Source organism: Alicyclobacillus acidoterrestris, from assembly GCF_022674245.1.
GTDB lineage: Bacteria > Bacillota > Bacilli > Alicyclobacillales > Alicyclobacillaceae > Alicyclobacillus > Alicyclobacillus acidoterrestris.
Genome location: NZ_CP080467.1, coordinates 233,549 through 257,394 on the forward strand (window position 1 = coordinate 233,549; position 23,846 = coordinate 257,394).

General features: G+C 52.9%; 19 protein-coding genes and 1 pseudogene. 16 read left to right on the plus strand and 4 right to left on the minus strand.

The features are described 5' to 3' along the window. Window positions 1–165: 165 nt before the first annotated feature. The 3 genes and pseudogenes from K1I37_RS01000 (at window position 166) to K1I37_RS01010 (ending at window position 2,891) form a co-directional block, all read left to right on the plus strand. Window positions 166–1,526, plus strand: a pseudogene (locus tag K1I37_RS01000) (aminopeptidase C). A 110-nt stretch (window positions 1,527–1,636) separates the two neighbouring features. Beyond that, window positions 1,637–2,269, plus strand: a complete 633-nt coding sequence (locus K1I37_RS01005) for a DsbA family oxidoreductase (protein ID WP_021294716.1) — start codon at window positions 1,637–1,639, stop codon at window positions 2,267–2,269. Window positions 2,270–2,309: 40 nt separating this feature from the next. Further along, window positions 2,310–2,891: a thymidine kinase gene (locus K1I37_RS01010; RefSeq protein WP_021294715.1), complete on the plus strand. Its 582-nt coding sequence runs from the start codon at window positions 2,310–2,312 to the stop codon at window positions 2,889–2,891. Between the two features lie 320 nt (window positions 2,892–3,211). Here K1I37_RS01010 and K1I37_RS01015 read toward each other — a convergent pair whose 3' ends face one another. After that, on the minus strand, window positions 3,212–3,571 hold the full coding sequence (locus K1I37_RS01015; protein WP_021294714.1) for a DUF4406 domain-containing protein: 360 nt from the start codon (window positions 3,569–3,571) through the stop codon (window positions 3,212–3,214). 202 nt (window positions 3,572–3,773) lie between these two features. Here K1I37_RS01015 and K1I37_RS01020 point away from each other — a divergent pair, with 202 nt between their 5' ends. Beyond that, entirely contained in the window at window positions 3,774–5,201 is a 1,428-nt protein-coding gene (locus K1I37_RS01020; protein WP_021294713.1) for an NAD(P)/FAD-dependent oxidoreductase, read from the plus strand. 79 nt (window positions 5,202–5,280) lie between these two features. Here K1I37_RS01020 and K1I37_RS01025 read toward each other — a convergent pair whose 3' ends face one another. After that, window positions 5,281–6,465, minus strand: a complete 1,185-nt coding sequence (locus K1I37_RS01025; protein ID WP_021294712.1) for an ROK family transcriptional regulator — start codon at window positions 6,463–6,465, stop codon at window positions 5,281–5,283. 235 nt (window positions 6,466–6,700) lie between these two features. On the opposite strand from K1I37_RS01025, the gene K1I37_RS01030 reads away from it, so the two are divergent. From K1I37_RS01030 to helD, 10 genes are all read left to right on the plus strand, one after another. After that, a complete protein-coding gene (locus K1I37_RS01030) occupies window positions 6,701–7,798 on the plus strand; it encodes an ABC transporter substrate-binding protein (RefSeq protein WP_021294711.1) in 1,098 nt (365 codons plus the stop codon). 92 nt (window positions 7,799–7,890) lie between these two features. Continuing rightward, window positions 7,891–8,670 (plus strand): ATP-binding cassette domain-containing protein, encoded by a 780-nt coding sequence (locus K1I37_RS01035; RefSeq protein WP_236613802.1) that lies wholly within the window; start codon window positions 7,891–7,893, stop codon window positions 8,668–8,670. Next, complete coding sequence (locus K1I37_RS01040) at window positions 8,667–9,866, plus strand: sugar ABC transporter permease (protein ID WP_021294709.1); 1,200 nt, start codon at window positions 8,667–8,669, stop codon at window positions 9,864–9,866. Before K1I37_RS01035 ends, K1I37_RS01040 begins: the two co-directional genes overlap by 4 nt. Window positions 9,867–10,126: 260 nt before the next feature. Beyond that, a complete protein-coding gene (locus K1I37_RS01045; RefSeq protein ID WP_021294708.1) occupies window positions 10,127–11,215 on the plus strand; it encodes a sugar ABC transporter substrate-binding protein in 1,089 nt (362 codons plus the stop codon). 182 nt (window positions 11,216–11,397) lie between these two features. Continuing rightward, window positions 11,398–12,639 carry an aminopeptidase gene (locus K1I37_RS01050; RefSeq protein ID WP_021294707.1) on the plus strand — a complete coding sequence of 414 codons (1,242 nt, stop codon included), beginning with the start codon at window positions 11,398–11,400 and terminating at the stop codon, window positions 12,637–12,639. Between the two features lie 247 nt (window positions 12,640–12,886). After that, window positions 12,887–14,494, plus strand: a complete 1,608-nt coding sequence (locus tag K1I37_RS01055) for a gamma-glutamyltransferase family protein (RefSeq protein ID WP_021294706.1) — start codon at window positions 12,887–12,889, stop codon at window positions 14,492–14,494. 196 nt (window positions 14,495–14,690) lie between these two features. Beyond that, window positions 14,691–15,266 (plus strand): TetR/AcrR family transcriptional regulator, encoded by a 576-nt coding sequence (locus tag K1I37_RS01060; RefSeq protein WP_021294705.1) that lies wholly within the window; start codon window positions 14,691–14,693, stop codon window positions 15,264–15,266. Window positions 15,267–15,314: 48 nt separating this feature from the next. Further along, a complete protein-coding gene (locus K1I37_RS01065; RefSeq protein ID WP_021294704.1) occupies window positions 15,315–17,351 on the plus strand; it encodes a YhgE/Pip family protein in 2,037 nt (678 codons plus the stop codon). A 66-nt stretch (window positions 17,352–17,417) separates the two neighbouring features. Next, window positions 17,418–17,609: a hypothetical protein gene (locus K1I37_RS01070; RefSeq protein ID WP_021294703.1), complete on the plus strand. Its 192-nt coding sequence runs from the start codon at window positions 17,418–17,420 to the stop codon at window positions 17,607–17,609. Between the two features lie 328 nt (window positions 17,610–17,937). Next, entirely contained in the window at window positions 17,938–20,289 is a 2,352-nt protein-coding gene (gene helD / locus K1I37_RS01075; RefSeq protein WP_021294702.1) for an RNA polymerase recycling motor HelD, read from the plus strand. A gap of 7 nt (window positions 20,290–20,296) precedes the next feature. On the opposite strand, the gene K1I37_RS01080 is transcribed toward helD, so the two are convergent. Beyond that, window positions 20,297–21,205, minus strand: coding sequence for a DMT family transporter (locus K1I37_RS01080; RefSeq protein WP_021294701.1), 909 nt, complete (start codon window positions 21,203–21,205; stop codon window positions 20,297–20,299). Window positions 21,206–21,572: 367 nt separating this feature from the next. Between K1I37_RS01080 and K1I37_RS01085 the strand changes: the two genes are divergently transcribed. Continuing rightward, window positions 21,573–22,496, plus strand: coding sequence for an ROK family protein (locus K1I37_RS01085; RefSeq protein WP_031217633.1), 924 nt, complete (start codon window positions 21,573–21,575; stop codon window positions 22,494–22,496). A gap of 68 nt (window positions 22,497–22,564) precedes the next feature. On the opposite strand, the gene K1I37_RS01090 is transcribed toward K1I37_RS01085, so the two are convergent. Then, window positions 22,565–22,813: a YkuS family protein gene (locus K1I37_RS01090; protein ID WP_021294699.1), complete on the minus strand. Its 249-nt coding sequence runs from the start codon at window positions 22,811–22,813 to the stop codon at window positions 22,565–22,567. Between the two features lie 144 nt (window positions 22,814–22,957). On the opposite strand from K1I37_RS01090, the gene K1I37_RS01095 reads away from it, so the two are divergent. Further along, complete coding sequence (locus tag K1I37_RS01095) at window positions 22,958–23,287, plus strand: hypothetical protein (protein ID WP_021294698.1); 330 nt, start codon at window positions 22,958–22,960, stop codon at window positions 23,285–23,287. The last annotated feature ends 559 nt before the right edge of the window (window positions 23,288–23,846 follow it).

Consider the following 23,846-nt stretch of genomic DNA (forward strand, 5'->3'; position numbering starts at 1 on the left):
GGCGGTTACCAATCTTGTCCGTAGTTGGACATGTTTTGATTGTATTCGGCAACAGTTAGAAATGTGCAGGTCGTCATTTCTGGTGCGGTGTTTTTGTTATAATGGATTTAGCTCGAATATTCAGATATTCGTGCGTGATGACTTCGCAGGGAGTGGATGCAGACGATGGCAACACCAATCTCCACCGACGATACCGCGATAACCATTGCACAACTTCAAAAGTACGCTTCGGCGTTTCACAGCGATTCGACGAATCGCGTGCGGATGAACGCCATCACAAAAAGTGGCATACAGCAAGTGGCGACGGCACACGACGCCGTTGCAAAGATGCAGTATACGTTTTCGGATGAAATTGACACAGGTGCCGTGACGAATCAGAGACAGAGCGGACGGTGTTGGCTGTTCGCAGGGCTCAACGCCATTCGACAGGACATCGCGACACGCAATCACATGCCACCGTTTGAACTCTCTCAGTCGTATCAGATGTTTTGGGATAAATTCGAGAAAGCAAATTACTTCTTAGAACGCATTTTGGATACGTTGGACGAGGAGACGGACAGCCGCATTGTGCAGTGGTTACTGCAAGCGCCTTTACAGGACGGCGGGCAGTGGGACATGTTTGTCAATTTGTCGAGAAGTACGGGGTCGTACCGCAATCTGTGATGGCAGAGACTTACCACAGTAGCCGTTCATCCGTCATGAACGCCCTGTTGACGCGCAAATTGCGCCAGCAGGCGAGTGAGTATCGTTCGCAATACCTGGCGGGCGCGCCGGTGACAGCGCTGCGCGCGCAGAAACAGGCGTTTATGGGCGAATTTTATCGCCTGCTTTGCTACTTTCTGGGGACCCCGCCGGATACGTTCGACTTCGAGTATCGCGATAAGGACAATACCTTTCATCGTGACCTCGGGTTGACGCCGCAAGAATTTTTTGCGAAGTATGCCGGCATTCAATTGAAAGATTACGTGAGCATCATCAATGCGCCAACGTCTGACAAACCGTTTGGCAAGACGTATACGGTCAAGTACTTGGGTAACGTCGAGGGTGGATATCCAGTCCGGTATTTTAATGTCGATATTGATACAGTAAAACGTTTGGCACTGGCGCAGATTCAAGACGGCGAGCCCGTCTGGTTTGGCTGCGACGTCGGGAAGATGTCGGACAGGGAAACAGGCATTATGGATACAGCCTTTTACGATTACGAGGGCATTTTAGGGACGGCGTTCACCATGACGAAGGGCGAGCGCTTGGCTTACGGAGAAAGTCTCATGACCCATGCGATGGTCTTTACAGGCGCCAATGTCGTGGACGGTCGCGTTGATCGCTGGAAGGTACAGAACAGTTGGGGGAAGGATGTCGGGCGTGATGGATTTTTTGTCATGAGCGACGCGTGGTTCGACGATTATATGTATCAAATTGTCGTGCATCAGAAGTATCTCAATGAAGCACAGCGCGCTGCCCTGACACAGGAACCAATTGTCTTGAATCCGTGGGATCCGATGGGTTCCCTCGCCTGTATGTATTAATTCGCCAACAGAATTGAGATAAACCTCTGACTGCCCTGCGTGGACGTATCCTCGCGGGGCAGTTTTATTATCGTTCCATTATACTAAGGTCATGAGGAGGCGCGCTTACGATGAAAATAGGTGTGTTTCAAGATACAGTATGTCCCTGGTGTCGAGTAGGTAAGGCCCATTTGTTTAAAGCGCTGGAACAGTTTCAACAAGAACCTGTGGAGGTCCGCTATCACGCTTTTCTGCTCGATCCCACCACACCACCCGAGGGCCGTCCGATGTCCTCACTGGTTGAACGGTTAGGAGGGCAAGCGCGCGCGGATGAGATGCATGCTCGCGTGTGTCAAATTGGCGAGGCTTGTGGTGTTGATTTTCAATTTGAGAAAATTGACCACATTCCCAATACCATGCGCTCGCATGAATTGATTAAATTGGCCCCGTTGGATCGCCAGGAGGCGGTGGTACAAGAACTGCATGACGCCTATTTTTCTCGTGGGGAGGACATTGGCGACATGGAGGTTTTATTGGAAGTCGCTCGACGTGTCGGCCTGGACACACAAGTAATCCAGAACGGGCTTCTGCATGAGGAAAAACGGGCGGAGGTGCTTGAAGACCTTCAGTTTGCGAGAGATGCAGGGATTTCCGGCGTTCCATTTTTTATCTTTGACGGGAAATACGCACTTTCTGGCGCGCAGCCAGTGGAAGTATTTGTCCAGGTGTTAGAGCAAATCTCGTCCGGGAACGTGCTAGAATAGACGAATCATACTAGATTGGCGTTTGATAAAGGGTGATTTCGTGGCGAAGTTGTACTACAGGTTTGGCCAAATGAATGCGAGCAAATCGATTCAATTGCTGACGGTGGCGCACAATTACGAGGAGCAGGGGAAAAAGGTAACGTTGTTCACCCCTGCGATTGATACACGTTTTGGGCATGGCAAAATCGCGTCGCGCGTGGGAATTCAGAAGGACGCGATTGAGGTGGATGACGATACGAACCTGTTTGAGGAAGTGAAACAGACACTCCCCGATTGCGTTCTTGTCGACGAGGTTCAGTTTTTACGAGAACGTCACATCCAACAACTCGCCAAAGTGGTGGATGAGTTGAATACGCCAGTCATCATGTATGGTTTATTGAAGGATTATCGCAACGAGTTTTTTGAAGGAAGCCGGGCAGCAGTGCTCTGGGCTGACCAAATCGAGGAGATTAAGACGATTTGTGCCCATCCGGACTGCAATCGGAAGGCGACGATGATTTTAAAGATCAAGGATGGCGTGCCGGTTTATTCGGGTGAGCAAATCGAAGTTGGAGGCAATGATTTGTACAGATCTGTCTGCCGACGACACTATTTTCATCCCGATGTAACCCGATTGTTTTAATCCAATGTTCGTGTGGGGTTTGGAAACGAAGTGGCAGGATTGAGATGAAGTTGCGTCCGGAGTTGAACAAACTTACAATTTATGATAGAATGATGCATTGGCAGGTAGTCATGCATCTGGTTATAAATTATGTATATGCTGAACATAGACGAAAATCGGTTGTTATAGATATTGATTCAAAACAGGCGCGGTCTTTGGAGCCGCATGGTTGCTTGAGAGGCAGGGCTAGCAACGTATCGTTATCGCAATACCTGTTCACGTGGGCGGTCGATTGATATCGGCCGCCTTTTCCAATTTGGCGAACAAACCGTATATCCCCGTTAGATACCGAGCGATAGCTGTTTGATGCCCTCGCCGATGTCTCTTGCGGGTTTCCCCTCTGTTCCGAGCACTTCTGTCAATTCATACACAGGTATCCCCAATTGTTTGGCGACATACACCTCAAGCGATGCACCCTTCGACTGTTGCCAGCCAGTTAGTGTTACAACACAGTCCGCTTGGAGCATTAATGCCAAGTCATGGCGCAAATAATCTGCCCAACTGGCCCCTGGGATATGTTGTTCCGCGGGATTTGTGACTTGGTATCCGGTGATACGAAGGCAATACGCAGCGTTGTTAAACGCGGGTCGATTAAAGTCAGGGTGGCCTGTCATTGGACCGGATAGGTAGATGTGCGTCATACCGGGTCCCTCCGTTGTAGTCGTTGTGTTTCCAATGTATAGAACATATGTTCGCATGTCAAGGTTGCATCGAACGGACATCAAGGGTTGCAACTTGTGGGGAACTAGGTATAATAGCAAGGGTTTGGATCCGAACATTCGCGACTTAATTTTGTTTAACGTTCGTATTCAGGCGATGCCAGCAGGATACGGGGGAAGGAACATGACACAAAAATACGATGTCATTATTATTGGGGCAGGTCCAGCAGGGTTGTATGCCGCTTATGAATTTACGAAAACGGCACCGAAGGCCAAAATTCTCCTCGTGGATAAAGGCGTTGAAGCAAAGTATCGGCATTGTCCTATCATGGAAGGCAAAATCGACAAGTGTCCTCCTGCAAATAAAATCAAGACTTACGCGAGTTGTTGGCCCGCATGTGGTGTGATAAATGGCGCGGGCGGCGCAGGTAGTTTTAGCGACGGGAAATTTAATATTACTTCTGAGTTTGGTGGATTTTTAACGGACTATTTGCCACCGTCTGAGGTGTTGCGGTTGATTCACCACGTGGATGAAATCAATCTGAAGCACGGGGCGCCAGATACGATTACAGATCCGACGACAGACGCAGTGGCGCAGATTGAACGGCGCGCGATCGGGGCAGGGTTGAAGTTGCTCCGCGCACGTGTGCGACACATTGGAACAGATGTAAACTTGGCGCTGATGAACGACATTTTTACGTACTTGGCCCAACACATTGATTTGCGGTTCCGCACGTTCGTCGAGGACTTGTTGATAGAAGATGGTCGAATTCGCGGAATTCAGGTCCGCGGCGATGAGAAAATTGAGGCCGATTATGTGATTATGGCGCCGGGGCGCGATGGATCGACATGGTTGTCCGATTTGTTCCGCAGACATCATCTGAAGATGAGCAACAATCAGGTGGACATTGGCGTTCGCGTGGAGACGTCAAACGTCGTCATGCAAGAAATCAACGAGCATTTATACGAAGGGAAGTTTATTTTCCACTCGCCATCTACAGGGCTCAAGGTGAGAACGTTTTGCAGTAACCCGTCGGGACACGTCGTGATTGAGAACCACACCGGGGTCATGGCGGCGAATGGGCACGCTTATAAGGATCCCGGGCTCGGGACGCAGAATACGAACTTCGCCTTGCTCGTCAGTCATCGGTTTACTGAGCCGTTTGACCGCCCGAATGAATTTGCGAAGAGCATTTGTAGACAGGCGAATGAGTTGTCCAACGGATCGATTATCGTACAAAAGTACGGGGACATCTTAAAGGGTCGGCGCAGCACGGTCGAGCGTATTCGGGAAGGATTTATCGAACCGACCCTCAAGGAAGCGGTTCCAGGTGATCTCGGTTTGGTTCTTCCACACAAGACGATGGTGGCACTTCAAGAGATGATTGAAGCCTTGAATCACGTGACGCCGGGTATTGCGAGCGACCATACCTTATTTTATGGCGTCGAGGCCAAGTTTTACGCGTCGCGCGCCGACGTCGGACGCGACTTGCAGACGAAGGTGGCGGGACTCTATTGTGCCGGAGACGGCCCGGGAATTTCGCGGGGCATTGCCCAGGCAGCCAGCAGCGGGGTGTACGTGGCGCGAAATATCGCCGCACAGTTGAGTTAAGTCGCAGTAGGTGGCACAACGTAATCTGTTTTTGAGGGGCTTCGGGCGGCGTCGCGACAAACGCCGTCCGGAGCCTTTTTTACGATTCGGCTAATGGGCTGTGCAAGAGCGTGTTGGAAATCGGGAGCTGCGCGGCGCCGAGGACGATAGCGTCCTCGTTGGCGACCGTCAGGCAGACCTGCTTGTTGGAAGCCATGGCGCGGTGGCCGACGACATACTGGACTTCTGGTAAAAACAACGGGGCGGCTTGTGCCATGGTTCCCCCGATGACGACAAGTCCTGGATTTAACGAGTTGACAATATTGGCAATGCCGATGCCGAGATATTGCCCGAGCGTTCGAAATGCGCGTTGGTAACCGGGACTCGTCGCGGCCTTATCGACGGCTAAGGAGACGAGATTGGGTGACAGCTCAAGCGACGCTGGTATCTCTTCCACTTCGCGCAAGTAGCGCAGTAAGGCTTGTTCTGAGGCGTACTGCTCCCAGCACCCGTAATTGCCGCATGCACAAACAGCGCCCATGGCTGCGATGGACGTGTGGCCGAACTCCCCAGCGATTCCATCCTGCCCTCGGTAGAGATGACCGTTGACGACAATGCCTGTGCCAATTCCAATGCCGACGTTGACAAACACGAGGTTTTGCTGATGGCGCTCACGATAGATGGACCATGCGCCGCAATTGCCGTCGTTGTCGACGAAGACGGGAAAGGAAAACGATTTTGACAGGCTGTCGGTCAAATTCCAATCGCGAATCTCGATATTCGGTAAATAGAAGACGGACCCTGTTCGGTAATTGACGATACCTGGAAGCGCGATGCCTGCTCCCAAGATACCGTGACAACTGGGTGGAGCTTGTTGGATGGCGCGTTGAATTTCCTCAACCAACAATTCCTCTAATTCGTATTGAGACAAAAGACCATGTATTGCGGCGATAGGCCGCATGTGTTGATATACAATCCCGCCGCTCAAGTCCGCCAGTATCGTTTTCATGTGGGTGATTTGGACATCCACGCCGATACAGAACCCAGCGGAAGCGTTGATTTTGAGCATGACCGGTTTGCGGCCGCCGTTCGATGCGCCAAGGCCGATTTCTTGAACGAACTGCTCGGCAATCAGTTCGTCCACGAGCGAAGATACGGTCGCCTTGTTGAGTCCGGTCACTTGAGAGATTTCCATTCGTGACAACGGACCTTGATTATAGATTATTTCTGTGACGTACCCTTTGTTAATTTGCCGCATGGTTGCAGCATCCACGGTCTTCGCCAATGATCCCACCTCAAGTTTTGCAAAGAACTATTGCGAACTGATTGCATATAGTTTAACATACAAACGAAGACGCGAAAGCGTATTCAAAAAACTTGCCTTAATGGCATCTGTGACGTCCATATCACGGTGAGTTGGTTGTGAAGAGCAACAAAACAGACCGGAGATTGGAATCATCATACAAAAATAGGCATCATAGACGTCACGATAGTAAGCGTTTGCACAAGGGGGATTACAAATGAAAATGAAGAGTATGCTATCCGCTGGCGCAGCAGTTGTTGTCGCTATGACCCTAGCTACAGCGTGTGGGGTCACGACGTCAGGGTCATCCGGAGACAATTCGAGTGGCGGAGGATCTTCCTCATCTAGCAGTGGAAGCGGTACCATCGCATTGCTGCTTCCAGATACGACTTCGTCGGCTCGTTACGAGTCCCAGGATAAACCTGACTTTACAGCTGAAGTAAAGAAACTTGATCCATCGGCGAAAGTAGATTATCAGAACGCCCAGGGTGATTCGACGACCCAACAGCAACAGGCTGAGGCGGAAATTACAAATGGCGCAAAGGTTCTGGTGGTTGACCCTGTCGACTCGGCTGCGGCTGCAACCATCGTCACTGAGGCGGACAAAGCTGGCGTCAAGGTCATCTCCTATGACCGGATGATTTCCAAAGCACCCGTTGACTATTACGTCTCTTTTGATAATGAAGAGGTCGGCAAACTACAAGGACAGTATATTGCGGATCATACGCCGAAAGGCGGCACTGTCGTCATGATTGACGGGGCGCAGACGGACAACAACGCGCTGGACTTCCGCAAGGGCGCACACGAGGTGCTTGATCCGCTGTTCAAGAATGGAACGTTGAAACTTGGGTATGAGTCGTACACCCCAAATTGGGACCCGCAGAATGGCTTGCGCGAGATGGAGCAGGCGCTGACCAAACTCAATAACCACGTCGATGCGGTGCTATCCGCAAACGATGGGCTCGCGGGGTCGGTTATTCAGGCGCTGAGCGCACAACACTTGGCTGGCAAGGTGCCCGTCACAGGGCAGGATGCGACGGACGCAGGGCTGCACGACATCATGCTTGGAACCCAGTCGATGACGGTCTATAAGGCTGTGCCGCAGGAAGCGAAAGTCGCTGCTGAGCTTGCAGTCGATATCTTAAAAGGTCAAAAACCTGGATCTGACTTAGTCAACGGCACGCAGGACAACGGTTCGGGGACGCCGATTCCAGCTGTCCTGTTGAAACCAGTCGTCGTGACCAAGGACAATATTCAAGATACTGTCATCAAGGACGGCTTTACGACGATGGCCAAGATTAACAACCCGAAATAAGAGAGCGGCAGTTCAACTGCTTTGGATTTTTGGGAGGAGGGCCAGTTTTACTCCTCCCCAAAAGACCAACGATGTTTTTGGAGGTGTTTGGAGTGACGAGTGAACAAAGTACACCCTTGCTCAGCGTTCAGGACATCCGTAAGCGCTTTGGTGCTGTGCAAGCGCTACAGGGCGTGTCTTTAGACGTCTACCCTGGGGAAGTCGTGGCACTTGTGGGCGACAACGGGGCTGGTAAGTCGACGACGATTAAAATGATTGCAGGTGTTGAGCAACCGGATGAAGGTCAGATTTACTTCGAGGGGCAACCGGTTTCCCTTTCAAGTCCAAGCGTGGCAGAGCGCCTCGGAATTCAGACCGTGTATCAAGATCTCGCTTTGTGCGACAACTTGGACATTGTCTCTAACCTGTTTCTTGGCCGGGAGTTGAAGCGAACCCTGATTCCAGGGCTTCCGAAGATGCTCAAGAAGGCGGAGATGGAAGAGCGCGCACTACCTGTATTGCAGGATTTGTCCATTAATTTGCCGGCACTCAGCACACTAGTTGCAGGGCTGTCTGGTGGTCAACGGCAGATGGTTGCGGTCGCCCGTGCGGTGCTTTGGGGCTCGAAGTTGGTCATGCTCGACGAGCCAACTGCGGCCCTTGGCGTAGCGCAGACGAAAGCGGTGCTCGAGTTGATTGAACGCTTGGCGAGTCGCGGCGTTGGCGTCCTGGTGATTTCGCACAATATGGCGGATGTGCTTCAAGTGGCAGACAGAATTGTCGTTCTTCGACTCGGTCGAACGGTTGCGAACTTTATTAAGACAGAGACGGACCGTGAGGAACTGGTTGCCGCGATTACGGGTGTCAACGAGGAGGTGGCAACAGCCAAATGAGTGCGAATGTACAGAAGGGACAACACACAGTGGGCGCCACGCCAACCGGCCTGCGGGCGCGGCTTGCAAGCGGGGATTTAGGACTTATTCCGGTCATTATTGCCCTTATCGTTATTTGGATTGTCTTTGAATCCGTCAATGGAAATTTCCTTTCCGGACGGAACTTGTCAAACTTGATTTTACAGATTGCCGAAATTGGTATGCTCGGCATTGGTGAGACATTTGTTTTGTTACTTGGCGAAATTGACTTGTCTATTGGCGCTGTCAGCGGTGTCGCGGCGGCCGTTCTCGTCTTGCTCTCCGTCGCTGGCGTGAACCCGTGGCTGTGTATCTTGTTAAGTGTGGTTAGCGGTGGTTTGATTGGGATATTCCAGGGTTTTTGGGTGACGATTATCGGCGTGCCAGCCTTCATCGTCACGCTCGCCGGTTCGCTGGGCTATCAGGGGATTCTTTTGGGGATGCTCGGAAATACCGGTACGGTTCCGATTTCGAACAAGACGCTGTTGGATTTGACTTCGACGTATTTGACACCCGCGACAGGGTGGGTATTGGTGGTCATTGTTACAGTGCTGTACGCACTTGGGGCGTTCATGATGCAGAAGAACCGCGAAAAGCGGCATTTGCCAGCCCCGTCGACCACTGCGACGTTGACACGCTCGCTCATCGTCTTGGTGGTTTCTGCAATTGTCGTCGGCGTCCTGAATACGTATCGTGGACTTCCGGTAGCAGGCTTTATCCTGTTGGTCTTCATCGCCCTCTTCGCGTTTATCACACAGTCGACGAGATATGGACGCCATATCTACGCGCTGGGTGGAAATAAAGAGGCAGCGCGCCGCGCTGGTATCAATATCCGGGCGATTAAAATTAGTATCTTCACGTTAGCGGGACTGATGGGCGCAATTGGCGGTATTATTGGCGCTTCGCGACTGGGTTCTGCATCACCTGCTTCTGGTGGTGGCAATTTGTTGATGGACTCTATTGCCGCTGCTGTTATCGGTGGTACTAGTTTATTTGGCGGACGCGGTAGCATGTGGAACGCACTCGCCGGGGCACTTGTTATCGGTAGTGTGGAAAATGGGATGGACTTACTCAGTGCGCCATCCAGCACGAAGTATATTGTCGAGGGTGGTATCCTGTTGTTGGCTGTTACGATTGATACCATCACGCGTCGCCGTCGCACACGCGCCGGTCGTTAATTCAATCATTCATATTGGAAGAGAAAATTAGATTGAGCGCCGCCAAGCGGGACGGAGATGTTATGTCCAACTTGGCGGCGTTTCTTTATCCCCCCTTGTTTAGACGCGCGGGCTCCCGCGCGTCTTTGCCTTGCTGTTGATTTTTAATATCTCCATGAAGCGTCATCAGAAGATTTTTATTGAAGTAGAAGAAATATATTGATTATTTCGTTTACCAGATTTACTATTATGAAAACGCTTACTCGAAGGGGCAATGAAGCATGAAAAACATGATAAAAACAGGGGTGGCAGTGGCAATTGTCATGGCATTTTCGACTGCCTGTGGTGTCACGACCACCAGCACGTCAAATCAATCTGGTTCCGGCGGGAATTCGTCAACCAGCGATGGAAGCGGTACCATTGCGCTGCTGTTGCCGGATACGACGTCATCTGCTCGATGGGAGTCGCAGGATAGGCCAGATTTCACAGCTGAGGTGAAAAAGCTCGACCCGGCGGCCAAGGTAGATTACCAGAACGCACAGGGTGATGCGACAACTCAGCAGCAGCAAGCCGAAGCCGAGATTACGAACGGCGCGAAGGTTCTGGTTATTTGTGCTGTCGATTCGTCTGCTGCAGCGACCATTGTGAACGAGGCAGACAAGGCAGGTGTGAAAGTGATTTCTTATGACCGGATGATCTCTTTCGCGCCGGTAGATTATTACGTTTCGTTTGACAATGAAGAGGTTGGCAAGCTACAAGGGCAGTATATTGCAGATCATACGCCAAAGGGCGGCACCGTGGTGATGCTTGACGGTGCGCAGACGGACAATAATGCCTTGGCTTTTCGAAAAGGTGCGCATGACGTGCTGGATCCGCTGTTCAAGAATGGCACCCTGAAGCTCGGCTACGAGTCGTATACGCCCAATTGGGATCCGCAAAATGGATTGCGTGAAATGGAACAGGCGCTGACGAAGTTAAATAATCACGTCGACGGCGTGCTGGCTGCAAATGATGGATTAGCGGGTTCTGCGATTCAGGCGCTCAGCGCACAACATTTGGCTGGCAAGGTTCCGGTGACGGGCCAAGACGCGACGGACGCGGGGCTACACGACATTATGCTTGGGACTCAGTCGATGACCGTTTACAAGGCCGTTCCGAAAGAGGCGAAGGTGGCTGGCGAACTTGCCGTCGACCTGTTAAAGGGGCAGACGCCGGGGTCTGACCTCGTCAATAGTACACAGGACAATGGCTCTGGAAAGAAGATTCCGGCGGTGCTTCTCAAGCCAGTCGTCGTGACGAAGGACAATATTCAAGATACCGTGATTAAGGATGGGTTTACCACGATGAATAACATCAATCACCCGAAATAATCGATTGGGCGCCTCGGCGCGTACTCGATAGGTGAACACTCGACGAGATTCGCTCATCGTTTCAGTCGTCCTCAGATTGGATGCGAACCCGCAATTTGTTCTGATACTATGAACATGGGTGGCATCGTTGGTTGTTACCTGCGATAGCGTGACTGACAATGACCTGAGGAGATGAACATCTCGTGGAAGAACATCTGAGGAAGTATGCGGAATTAGCGGTGAAAGTCGGCGTCAACTTGCAGCCGGGGCAAAACTTGGTGATTGGATTTGGCCGTCGGCAGGTGTATGCAGAGCATTTGGAGTTCGCACGTCAATTGGTAGACGTGGCCTACGACGCGGGCGCTAAGTTTGTCCAAGTGGACTGGGGCGACGAATGGTGGATTCGTGAAACCGTGAAGCGCGGTTCATTGGAAACGCTCGAGGCACGCGCGAAGTGGCAACTTGAGTGGGTCGAGCATCTGGCCAAGGAAGGCGCCGCATTTATTGCCATCCCTGCGTCCAACCCAGACTTGTATGAGGGGATAGACCCAGCTCGTGTAACCGCCGCTGAACGCGCGATTAGCTCGACTTTCCGCGATTTCGACAACCGCCGTACCGCAGATCAGTACCGGTGGACGCTCGCTTCTGCGCCGACGCAGGCGTGGGCTGATAAAGTTCATCCGGAATTGCCTGAGGCAGAGCGCATTGACGCACTCTGGAAGGACATTCTGTTTTGTGCCCGGGCGCTTGGGGACAACCCTGTGGAGGATTGGCGCAAACACATCGACAACTTGCGCAAGCGCAGCGATTACCTCAATTCGCTGCACATTCACAGCCTGCATTACCAAGCACCTGGTACGGATCTCACGGTTGAACTGGCACCGAAACACTACTGGACCTCGGCACAAAAGCCGGCGCTTGACGGGGTTCCTTTTGTGGCCAACATGCCGACCGAGGAAGTTTTCACGTCCCCGAGCAAGTATGGCGTCAATGGCGTGGTCACGAGTACGATGCCACTGAACCACAACGGCACGACCATTCATGGCATTCGGTTGAAGTTTGAAAAGGGTCGGATTGTGGAATACAGCGCAGAACAAGGCGAGGGCGCGCTCAAGAATATCGTCGAGGCGGACGAGGGCAGCCATTATCTTGGTGAAGTGGCCTTGGTGCCGGTGGACTCGCCGATTGCCGAGATGGGTCAGTTATTCTACAACACGTTGTTCGACGAAAATGCCTCCTGCCACCTGGCGATTGGACGTGCGTACCCACTCGTTGAGGGCGGCGAGAACATTGGTCACGGTGATTATGAAGCGCATGGCTTAAACGACAGTTTGATGCATGTCGATTTCATGATTGGTTCCAATCAAATGAATATCGATGCCATTACGCACGACAACCAGACCATCGCCATTATGCGGGACGGTAAGTGGACCACACCCGTGTGATTGGATACTTGTCAGAGGCTGTATTTGAAGCGTATCGGGGCAGTACGAAAGGCGTCACCTTTCGTACTGCCCCTCATTGATTGTGGACACATCTTCTCCGTCCCTGCCTCTTTAGGATAAATATTCTAATCAGATTTTGCCTGCCTACCAAACTTTTCGAACGAAAACCAAGTATACTGTCTTTATTGATGTTTCAGATTTATCTGAGATGTGTTTGAAAATGAATGTAGGTGAGAGGATGGACGTTATGAATTTTGATGCGCTTGATTATCCGTACTCGTCGCGAAGGACAGCGGTCTACGCGAGGCGTGGGATGGTGGCGACCTCGCAACCATTGGCCGCAGCAGCTGGGCTGCAGGTGCTCCAGCAAGGCGGTAATGCGATAGATGCTGCCGTTGCAACCGCAGCGGCATTGACTGTAGTGGAACCTACATCGAATGGTATTGGCAGCGATTCGTTTGCGATTGTCTGGCACAAGGGCCAGTTACACGGGTTAAATGGCAGTGGTGTCGCGCCTGCTGGCATCAGTCTCGGGGAACTCGCGAGACGCGGGTACAGCGAGATGCCGAAATTTGGCTGGATGCCGGTCACGGTGCCTGGTACGCCGGCGGCGTGGGCCGATTTAGTAGAGCGCTTTGGCAACCTGACTTTACGCCAAGTACTTGATCCAGCCATCATCCTCGCCCGGGACGGTCACCCGGTGTCCCCGACTGCTGCGAAGTATTGGGCGCTTGCCGCCAAGCGATTTGCCTCTGCGCTGGAGGGGCCAGAGTTTGAACATTGGTTTAAGACATTTACGTTTGACGGACGGGCGCCAAAACCCGGTGAGACGTTCCGGAGCGCAGGACACGCGCGCACGCTGGAACTGATTGGGCAGTCTGGTGCTAAAGCATTTTATGAGGGGGAGCTCGCGGAGGAGATAGAGCGGTTTGCCCGTGAGACCGGCGGTTTGCTGGCCAAGGCAGATCTCGCCGCCCATCGGTCTGACTGGGTCAATCCAGTCAGCATTCAATACCGCGGCTATGATGTGTGGGAATTGCCTCCAAATGGTCAAGGCATTGTCGCGCTAATGGCGCTCAATATTCTCAAGGGCTACGACTTTTCGACAATGGATGTTCGCGAGCGTACTCATTTGCAGTTGGAAGCGATGAAACTCGCCTTTGCGGATGGGAAGCGGCATATTGCAGATCCGCGGCATGCGGAGATTCCGCTGGATATGTTGCTTTCTGATGAGCACGCAGCACAGCAGCGCGATCGCATTGGCGAAACCGCGTTGTTGCCGGATCCTGGTGCGCCGGTGCTTGGCGGTACCGTATACTTAGCGACTGCAGACGGCGAGGGAAACATGGTCTCCTATATTCAGAGCAATTATATGGGGTTTGGCTCGGGCGTGGTCGTGCCGAATACAGGCATCGCGTTGCAAAATCGAGGGCATAATTTCTCGATGGATCCGGCCCATAAAAACGCATTAGCGCCCGGCAAACGACCGTACCACACGATTATCCCAGGATTTCTCACAAAGGATGGCGCTGCTGTTGGACCATTTGGCGTCATGGGCGGCTTTATGCAACCGCAAGGCCACGTTCAGGTGATGATGAACACGCTCGACTTCTCGATGAATCCCCAGGCGGCCTTGGATGCGCCACGTTGGCAGTGGATGCAGGACAATCAAGTTAGCATTGAGGAGACCTATGGCGCCGATGTAATAGAGGATTTGCGTAGACGAGGGCACGAGGTCGATGTCGCAGAAGATGTCGGCGGTTTTGGACGCGGCCAAATCATTTGGCGGACAGAAGAGGGAACCCTTGTCGGGGGGACGGAGCCTCGTACGGACGGATCGATTGCCGCTTGGTAAGTAACGTGTGTCTTGGCCGGTCGTTCACCGTTTCTCGCCTTTGGGGAGCGAGCTGAACGCCGGCCATGGCCGCTAGATTGGATGAATCCCCATCTTTACACGGACATCCATCCAGCGATATACTCTTTTTTGACCGTCTGACCGTTTTTGTATTCTGGTCAGAAGAGATTGACTGGATTGGTTAGGGGGTGAGGCGTTGGACCTTCAGATGAGAGTGGTCGAGGCGGCAGAGCAGTCATTTCGGCAATTTGGCTACAAGGGAACCACGATGGAGAATGTCGCTCGCATCGCCAATGTCGGCAAGGGGACCATTTACACGTTTTTCCCGAGTAAGGAAGCCTTGTTGGAGCATATTCTCAACCGGCTTGTGGTGGAGATGAGAGCCGTTGCGGATGGCTCCATTGTCGCTGGTGACACGTTCTTTAACAATCTGGAACGCGCGCTGCGCAGTGTTCTGCGGTTTCGCGCGCAGCATGAACTGCTCGTAAAACTCGCCCAGGAAGGCAAACAGCTGGGGACTGTGGCGGTCATCGAGGGCATGGCCCGCGTCGAGGAAGCCGTGTTGAATTATTTGCGTAAGCATTTGGAAGCCGGTGTGGCAAATGGAGACGTGAAGCCGTGCAACACGGAACTCGTTGCGTTTATCATGCTGCGTACCTACACCGCCATCCTGGTGGACTGGGAAAGTCGACATGAACCACTGTCAGACGATGCGTTGATGCAGGTGTTCCACGTCGTCTTTACGGAAGGGCTCAATCGCACCCAGGCCTGACCAATCACAATGAAATGTACACAGAGAGATAGAGGGAGGTGGCGAGACATGAAGTTGTTTCAAACGATTCGAGACGAATTTCGGTTTAACTACGGGAAGAAAAAGCAGTTGATATCCATCCTAGGGATCTTTTTTATCCCCATTATCTATGCGGGGGTCTATTTGTGGGCGTTTTGGGATCCCTATGGACACCTTGACCGGCTGCCTGTCGCGGTTGTCAACAACGATAAGGGCGCGACATATGACGGCGAAAAGATTGACGCTGGTCAAAAGCTTGTGAATCAGCTGCGGAACAATCACGATTTTGATTGGAATTTCGTGTCCGCCGATAAGGCCAACCGCGGCCTGGAGGATAACCAGTACTATATGGTCATCACGATTCCGAAGAACTTTTCTTCGGAAGTTGCGAATGCCGCTACCACAGTGGGGGCGCCGCAGCCGAAACTGAAGAGCGTGACGAATGACCGAGAAAACTATATTTCTGGCATCATTGGGCGCAACGCCATGGTGAAGCTTCAGTCGCAAACGGCGCAGCAGATAGCCAAGACGTATACGGCAAATCTGGTGACAGGTGTCGAGCAACTGGAGACTGGGTTTCACAAGGCATCGAATGGCGCCCAGAAGCTGGCCAACGGCGCGGTGACACTCCAGCAGTCGGGTCCACAATTGGTGAGTGGAGCGGCGCGTTTGGCGAGTAGTCAGGGTACTTTGGTGAACGGCATTGCGAAGGCCTCGACGGGCGCGGAGGAAGTCGCCAGTGGGACAAAGTCCGTCTATCAAGGCAATCAACAGTTGAGTCAGGGACTTGGTCAACTGGCCGGTGCCGCAACACAGTTAAACGGTGCGGCGACAACTGTCAACCAAGGGGCGCAGCAGCTGAAAAGCGGGCTAGCCACCGAGGTGAGCGGTGCCAAACAGACCGCGACGGGTGCAAGTCAGTTAGCGCAAGCGCTGTCGCAGTATGCATCTGCACACCCAGATGTCGCGTCGGATCCGTCATTCCAAGCACTTCTTCAGGCAAGTCAACAGGTTGCGACCGGTTCGTCACAGGTGTCCTCAGCGAGCGCGTCGCTCGCACAAGGGGCAAACAAACTGGCGACGGGCACCACGGCCTTGCAGCAGGGGTTGAATCGTGTCACGCCAAAATTGCAGCAGGCGAGTCAGGGTGCGGCGCAACTCGTTAAACAGGAACCTGCGCTGGTTGACGGCAGTCAAGCGGTCGCATCCGGTCTGGCACAGTTAAAGACCGGGGCAAATCAGCTTCAGAGTGGTACGGGAACACTTGAGAGCGCGCTGCGCAATTACACCAACGGCACGACAGAAGTGGCCGGTGGCGCGACACAACTCGCCAGCCAACTGAATCGCGCTGCGGATAAAATGCCTGCATTGCACGCGCAGCAAGTGATTGCGGCAACATCAAACCCAGTGGGCGTCTCGCAGTCGCAGGCAGGCGATGTAGACAACTACGGCACAGGCTTCGCACCGTACTTTCTGTCGCTGGGCTTATTTGTTGGCCCATTGTTGATGTCGGTGATTGTCGCGTTCCGTAATCCAGCCAAAAAGCCGTCTTCGGGCTTTGCCTGGTTCCTGTCAAAGACGTTGTTGGTTGGGTCAATCGCTGTGGTGCAAGCCTTGATTGCCGACGCTATCTTGTTGTTAGGACTCGGCTTGCACGTCCACAACGTAACAGATTTCGTCCTGTTCTCTTTACTGACGAGTATGACGTTTGTGTCGCTCATTCAGTTCTTTGTCACGGTCATGGATAATCCGGGGCGCTTTATTGCGATTATCCTGCTCGTTCTGCAACTGACCAGCAGTTCTGGGACGTACCCTGTGATTTTGTCGCCCGCATTCTTCCGGGCGATTCATCCGTATTTGCCCATGACTTATACGGTCGATGGGTTCCGCTATATCGTCGGGGGCGGCAAAGTTTCATTTATGCACAGCGACCTCTGGCATCTGTTCTTATACTGGGGCGTCTTCCTGGGACTGACGCTCGTGTACTACCTGGTTCGCGGCCGTCGGTTGACGACGGATGACTCGCAACATCAGGCGCCGCACGAAGGCGCGATGGTCCAGGCGTAATGCATATCAAAATCCGTCTGCGGTCACGCTAACCTCGCGGTCAAAAAATTGGCAGGAGGCGATGTCATGGGAAACAATCCGACATCTGACGGCAACCAGATGCATGGTGAAGCGTGTTATTTAGACTCAGTGATGGACCAGGTATCCAGCCTGCAGACGGATGGCGGTGTGTCCCCGGAATTGCCGCATCGACCGGCGAGCCAATTGCAGCCGCCTTCGCCAAAGATCCCCCGGCGGAGGAATGGGCTGAAGTCGTGATCGTGATGAACAGTGGCACGGCAATCGTCGCGCCACTGTTCTATATGAGTTGACGCTTTGCGCTTCATTCATTCCTCGAATAACGAGTATAATCACCTTACACTATGTACAAACGGGAAAAACATTGTGAGAGAAAGAGGATTGAACATCGGATAGATGGTGTGGTATTCTTGAAGTTACGCGGCGTTATTACGTTCACATATACAGATCTAATTATACTATAACGGTAAAGAACATGAATGTCAAGTACCCTGCACGGACGCATAGGATGTCGTCGTCGCGATGGCGTTACAGTGGGTACGTACGGAAGATTGCGAGGTCTTAACTCATGGCAAATGAAGAGTGGCAAGCGGAACAGCAGTATGTCCATCACGTTACGGCGCGCATCAAGCAAAAGATGGATGCCATTGAGCGCGAAATGGGTGGCGTGAAGGGTGAAGTTGTGGAGATTCGGCGCAACTTTTGGGACGATGTGACAGTCAATCTGGGCAATATGGACGACATTACGGAGACGCACTTCGCTATCCGCCAGCAGGCTGAGATTTTATCTGAGCGCGAACGTCGGTACAGTCACTCTGCTGATGCGTTGAAACTGCTCACGCGGTTGGTGAGTTCGCCGTTTTTCGGACGTATCGACTTCATCGAGCAAGGGGCGCGCGATGTCGAGAAAATTTATATCGGGATTGGCGCGTTTCGCGACGAGGAGACCGATGAATTTTTGGTTTACGACTGGCGGGCGCCGATTTCGAGCCTCTACTATGATCACACGCCTGGTCCTGTCTCCTTTGAGGCCCCGGCGGGGGAAATTGCAGGAGAGATGACGGCAAAAAAGCAGTACGTCATTCGCAACGGGAAGATTGAAGTGATGTTTGACGCAGCAATCACCATCGGCGACGAGTTGCTGATGCAAGCTTTAGGGCGTCATGCAGATTCCCAAATGAAGAGCATTGTCGCCACGATTCAGCGGGAACAAAACGAAATTATCCGCAATGACGTGGCAAGCATGTTGATTGTTCAAGGGGCGGCTGGCAGCGGTAAGACGTCCGCTGCACTGCAGCGCGTCGCGTACCTCCTATATAAGCACCGGGGGACGCTTGTCGCCAATCAAATGATTTTGTTTTCCCCGAACCCGATGTTCAATAGTTACGTCTCAACGGTCTTGCCGGAATTGGGCGAGGAGAATATGCAGCAGACGACGTTCTACGATTATTTGCAACATCGTCTGGGGCGGTCGTTTACATTGGAGGATCCGTTCGATCACCTCGAATACTTGCTGACAGCCGACTCCACCAGCGCGTACGAGGTGCGCTTAGAGGGCATTCGCTTCAAATCCACACTCCCTTTTTCCGATGGGATTGTTCGCTATGTCGATGCCTTGATGCGGGAGGGGATGCGCTTTTTATCGATTCGCTTTCGCGACAAAGTGATTGTCTCAAAGGAAGCGATTCGCGAACGGTTTTATGCGTTTGAGCCCTCACTGCGCATGCATTTGCGTATGGAGCAGTTACGCAAGTGGCTCTTGCAAGAAGTAGACGCGTTTGTCGAGCGGGAGATTCATGAGTCCTGGGTTGAGGACGACATCGAATTACTCGATCACGACGACTATCAACGCGCCTACAACCAGGTACGGCGTATGCAAAGACATGTGGATGCGTCCTTTAACGATTTTGATCAGGAAAAGGAAGTTCTTTCGCGGATGGTCGTCAACCGGCGTATGGGAAAGGTTCGTCGCGCGATTAAACAGCTTCGTTTTGTCGACGTCCGCGGCATGTATCGGCAATTGTTTGCAGACGAATCGCGATTCGTTCAAGTGTTTTCGAAGGACGCATTGCCGTCCTGCTGGCAGGAGATCTGTAAACAGACGGTGACCCGTCTCGATGCACGCGAGCTCGCTTATGAGGATGCGACACCTTACTTGTATTTCATGGAATTGATTCAAGGGATGACGCTCAACACAGCCGTGAAGCACGTCATTATCGACGAGGCACAGGACTACTCCCTATTGCAGATGGAAGTACTACGCAGACTATTTCCGCGCAGTCGGATGACGGCGCTCGGCGACCTCAATCAGTCGGTGTTTGCGCATGCGTCTGGCCTTAGTAACCCGCGTGGACTGGAGACGCTGTATGGAGAGGATAAAACGGAAATCGTCAAATTGTGGCGGAGTTATCGTTCCACGCAGGAGATTGTGTGTTTTACGCGAGGAATGATTGATGGTGGCGAGCAAATCATCCCGTTTGCCCGCTCGGGACCAAAGCCCAGCGTCATCCTTCTAAAAGCGAATGCGGATTACGACCAGCATATTGTACGCGAGGTACAGGACTTGCAAGCAGCCGGCTATTCATCTGTGGCCGTCATTTGCAAAACCGCCGCAGAAAGTCAGGCCGTATTTGAACGCATTGGCGGGACTTTGTCCGCTCGCCTCATCCGCAAGGAGACGGCGACGTTTCAACCGGGCGTGCTCATCATTCCCGCGTATCTCGCCAAAGGTGTGGAATTTGACGCGGTTCTGATTTATGACGGTTCTGACCAAGTGTATCGCCGAGCGCTTGAGCGCCAATTGTTTTACACCGCCTGCACCCGGGCGATGCACGAATTGCGCATCGCCGTTCAAGGTGAGCCGAACCCATTTATCACGGCGCAAGACGCGAGTACGTATACGCTGATTGAGCGCCGCTAGTACCCGCTTAGGAGGATACCACCTGTTGGTCGTTTGGCTGTGCTCGTCTGCGTGGTCGGTTGACAAAGTAGATACTGACGAGAATGAAAACCAACCCGACTAGCAGATAAATCGTGACACGTTCGTGTAAAAACAGGGCGCTTGCAAGGATTGCGATGAGCGGGATGAGGAACGTATAGGAAGCGACTTTGGTCGCTTCTCCTGCGCCGATGAGCGTAAAGAAGGCCAGCCATCCCGCCGCAATCACGAAAATCGAGATGAACAGGAGCAATCCGACAAAGGACAGGCTCCACTGGATATCCGACCAGCGCTCCACCGTCGAGCCGACGCCTGTCATGAACAATCCGCCGACAATGAGTTGGACGGTGACGAGCCAAATGGAGTCGACCACGTCGCCTCGTTTCTTGACGAACGCCGTACCCAGTGCCCAGGCGATGGCGGTGCCAATTGCGAGCAGAATGCCGATGACGGAGACGTGACCAGACAGACTGCCTGCACTGACGATAGCGACGCCCGCGAAGCCAAGAATCAGTCCAATCACTTTTAACCCGTACATCGCTTCACCGAGCCAAAGCCAGGATAGAATTCCGAGCAGAACTGGCTGCAAAAAGACGATGACAGAGAAGAGTCCGGCCGGTAGATAACCTAATCCAACGGTCTGCAGCCCGTAAAACAGGACGATGTTGAGCCCGCTTGACGCCAGATAAATTTTCCAATGCCGCTTGAATTGCAATTGTCGGCGTTTGGGTAGGGCGACCAGTAGCAGTAGACCGCCACCCAACAACGTGCGAATCCCCGCGAAGAGAATGGGCGGCGTATATTGTAAGGCGGTTTTTGACAACGGCCAGTTGACGCCCCACATGATAACGAGAAATGCGATAAGAAATATCGTTTTGCCTTGCGAGAGACGTCTCACGAAATTGCCACCCCTTGAAAATGAACTACCAAATATCATACGCCTCTCGAAGGAATAAATGAAATTCGCGCATTCGGTACAAGACTTCATAGAGCGCATCACAGGCGTCGTTAGAAAGGTATTACGCGATGGTTCAGGCGCTGTGGTAAAATACGCGGAGGATAACGTCAGGGATGGAACTCGCACCAATTGCTTGAAGGGCTTTCAAGAAAAACTGGCTTCAGTTGAAGCGTAGACATGATACAATACTCGACGGACTAAAATTCGGGGTGTCATCGTAAATTTTGTACGAGCAGCGGCAGTGAAGACTACAAAAGTGTCCGCTCATTGATGGGAGACGGGCGCAACTGGGAAAGGAACTTTCAGGATGACCGAACGTGTGGCACTAGGAATAGATGTTGGCGGAACGAACGTCAAAGTAGCATTTGTCAAGGAAGATGGAACCGTTATCGCGCAAGGGTCCATCCCGACGGATCCGGCTCGCGGCCCGGAACGGTTTTCGTTGGAAGTCGCAGAATACGCCAAAGCGTTAGCACAAAAAAACGATATTGTGTGGGATAGCGTCACGGGCGCGGGTGTTGGCCTCGCTGCCTTCATGGACGTAGACAAGGGTTGGGTGGAAGAATCGGTCAACCTGCACTGGTACAACGTACCGATTGGCGATTTGTTGTCGAACGCCTTGGGCAAATCGGTGCGAATGGATAATGACGCCAATGTTGCTGCATTGGGCGAGGTATGGCTCGGAGCGGGTCGAGATGCACGCACGGCACTGTGTGTGACATTGGGGACCGGTGTTGGCGGGGGGATCGTTATCGACGGGCGCATCCATCGCGGCGTGTCCACGATGGCGGGCGAAATTGGCCATATTCAGGTGAAGAATGACGGGGAGTTGTGCAACTGTGGGCACCACGGTTGTCTTGAGACGCTGTCGTCCGCAACCGCTTTAGTGCGCCACGCCAAGGAAGCTGGTCTCGTTGGGCAATCAGAGGAATTAACTGCGAAAGAAGTATTTGATCTCGCCGCAGATGGCAACGAAATCGCACAGGTGGCTGTAGCGGACATGATTCACTGGCTGTCGCTCGGGCTCTCCATTGGTGCGAATTTGCTCAACCCGGATGTCATTATTATTGCCGGTGGCGTCGTCGGCGCAGGCGATGCATTGATTGAACCACTGCGGGCGGCATTTGCGCGGGATGCGCTGGTGCGCGTGAGTCGATCCTGCACCATTGTACCGGCGACACTGGGTTCACAGGCGGGCGTTCTCGGCGCAGCGCGCTTGGTGTTTCAGTGAAATCTGTTATCGGCTTATATCACGTGAAGACGCAGGACGGGCAGTATGTGGCCCGCCCTGCGTTTTGCTTAATGAATGAATTCCTGCACGCGATGGTAGACGTCTTCAGGAGTCAAGCCGTCCGCAGAAATCACGGGGACATTGTTGACCACGGTTTGAATGCCCATTACATTTTTGTCGGCCCCGGTGATCACGATGGCACACACCCCCGGCTGGGATTGCGGTTGGTCTGCCGTCATGTCCACCACTTGACATCCACGCTCTTCCAGGTATTGCTTTACAGGAGTCAGCCCTTGTTCCACTGCAACAGACTTCATCGACATCGCCTCCATGACAGGAATCAATCGTGTACCTGCGTATTGTTTGTCGTCTCGCCACGAATATTCGGCTGAATCCGTTGCACAAGGCGCAAGCTAGGCGGTAATCTGGAGATAGCTTTGTACAAGCAAGGAGGAACATATGTGATTGCTTTCCATATGATTTATGGTCTTCTGCTGATTCTCTTAGATATCGTGGTGACGGTTTGGGAAATCTCCACGCGTTCCGGCGCACCAAAAGGTCTTCGGGGTGCCGCGATTGGTCTAATGGATTTGCAGATTATCATTGGTATCATCACCTGGATCACGGCAAAACCCGCCGCTTCCTTTGTCTGGCATCCAATTTTCATGGTCGTGGCCATCATCATCGCGCACATCTTCACCAGTCGGCGCCGGAGTAAAGGTACCCGTGTCACGGGTTGGGTGATTACAGACGTTCTGTTAATCCTCGGCGCAGCGCTGTTCCACGGATAAACAAAACAAACGACTGTTGAGCCGGGCTGGGGCTGTCCCAATGTCATCGTAGATGGCTTGGGATGGCCCCTTGCTGTATTTGTGGGCGACAACGCGGCTGGGCGGTCGGGATCGAATGCGGGGCGGTTGGGCCGGGGTGGCTGGTGGGCGGTGGGCGGAGTGGGGCACCCGGGCCATTGGACGGCGCACCGGAGGCCCTGCACCGGGGCATCGCCCGCGACATAAGGCAACTTTTCTGCCTTATTTGTCGCGTTTCGATGGTTGGGAGGCGAATAAGGTAGAAAATCTGCTCTATGTGCGAGGATTTACCGGAAATCGTGCCCCAACAAGCGAAATAAGGCATTTTCCAAGCCTTAATTGGCGCAAAAGGGGCGGCGGTGTCTTAATAAGACAATCTGGGCGTGGCTTCCGGCTGTTCCCGGCTGTTCCCGGCGCTCCCGGCGCTCCCGGCGCTCCCGGCGCTCCCGGCGCTCCCCCGCGGCCCGACCGCCATTGCGTTTCCGGCATGCCGATCGCGCCCCCTCGCACATAAGCGCGTTTCCCGGCGGGTAAGCTAGGA

Excerpts from the sequence above, each read along its gene's own strand:
- K1I37_RS01040 (WP_021294709.1), top strand. The coding sequence starts at position 8,667 with ATGAGTGCGAATGTACAGAAGGGACAACACACAGTGGGCGCCACGCCA.
- K1I37_RS01005 (WP_021294716.1), top strand. The coding sequence starts at position 1,637 with ATGAAAATAGGTGTGTTTCAAGATACAGTATGTCCCTGGTGTCGAGTA.
- K1I37_RS01055 (WP_021294706.1), top strand. The coding sequence starts at position 12,887 with ATGAATTTTGATGCGCTTGATTATCCGTACTCGTCGCGAAGGACAGCG.
- K1I37_RS01045 (WP_021294708.1), top strand. The coding sequence starts at position 10,127 with ATGAAAAACATGATAAAAACAGGGGTGGCAGTGGCAATTGTCATGGCA.
- K1I37_RS01030 (WP_021294711.1), top strand. The coding sequence starts at position 6,701 with ATGAAAATGAAGAGTATGCTATCCGCTGGCGCAGCAGTTGTTGTCGCT.
- K1I37_RS01020 (WP_021294713.1), top strand. The coding sequence starts at position 3,774 with ATGACACAAAAATACGATGTCATTATTATTGGGGCAGGTCCAGCAGGG.
- K1I37_RS01085 (WP_031217633.1), top strand. The coding sequence starts at position 21,573 with ATGACCGAACGTGTGGCACTAGGAATAGATGTTGGCGGAACGAACGTC.
- helD (WP_021294702.1), top strand. The coding sequence starts at position 17,938 with ATGGCAAATGAAGAGTGGCAAGCGGAACAGCAGTATGTCCATCACGTT.
- K1I37_RS01065 (WP_021294704.1), top strand. The coding sequence starts at position 15,315 with ATGAAGTTGTTTCAAACGATTCGAGACGAATTTCGGTTTAACTACGGG.
- K1I37_RS01015 (WP_021294714.1), bottom strand. The coding sequence starts at position 3,571 with ATGACGCACATCTACCTATCCGGTCCAATGACAGGCCACCCTGACTTT.
- K1I37_RS01090 (WP_021294699.1), bottom strand. The coding sequence starts at position 22,813 with ATGAAGTCTGTTGCAGTGGAACAAGGGCTGACTCCTGTAAAGCAATAC.
- K1I37_RS01070 (WP_021294703.1), top strand. The coding sequence starts at position 17,418 with ATGGGAAACAATCCGACATCTGACGGCAACCAGATGCATGGTGAAGCG.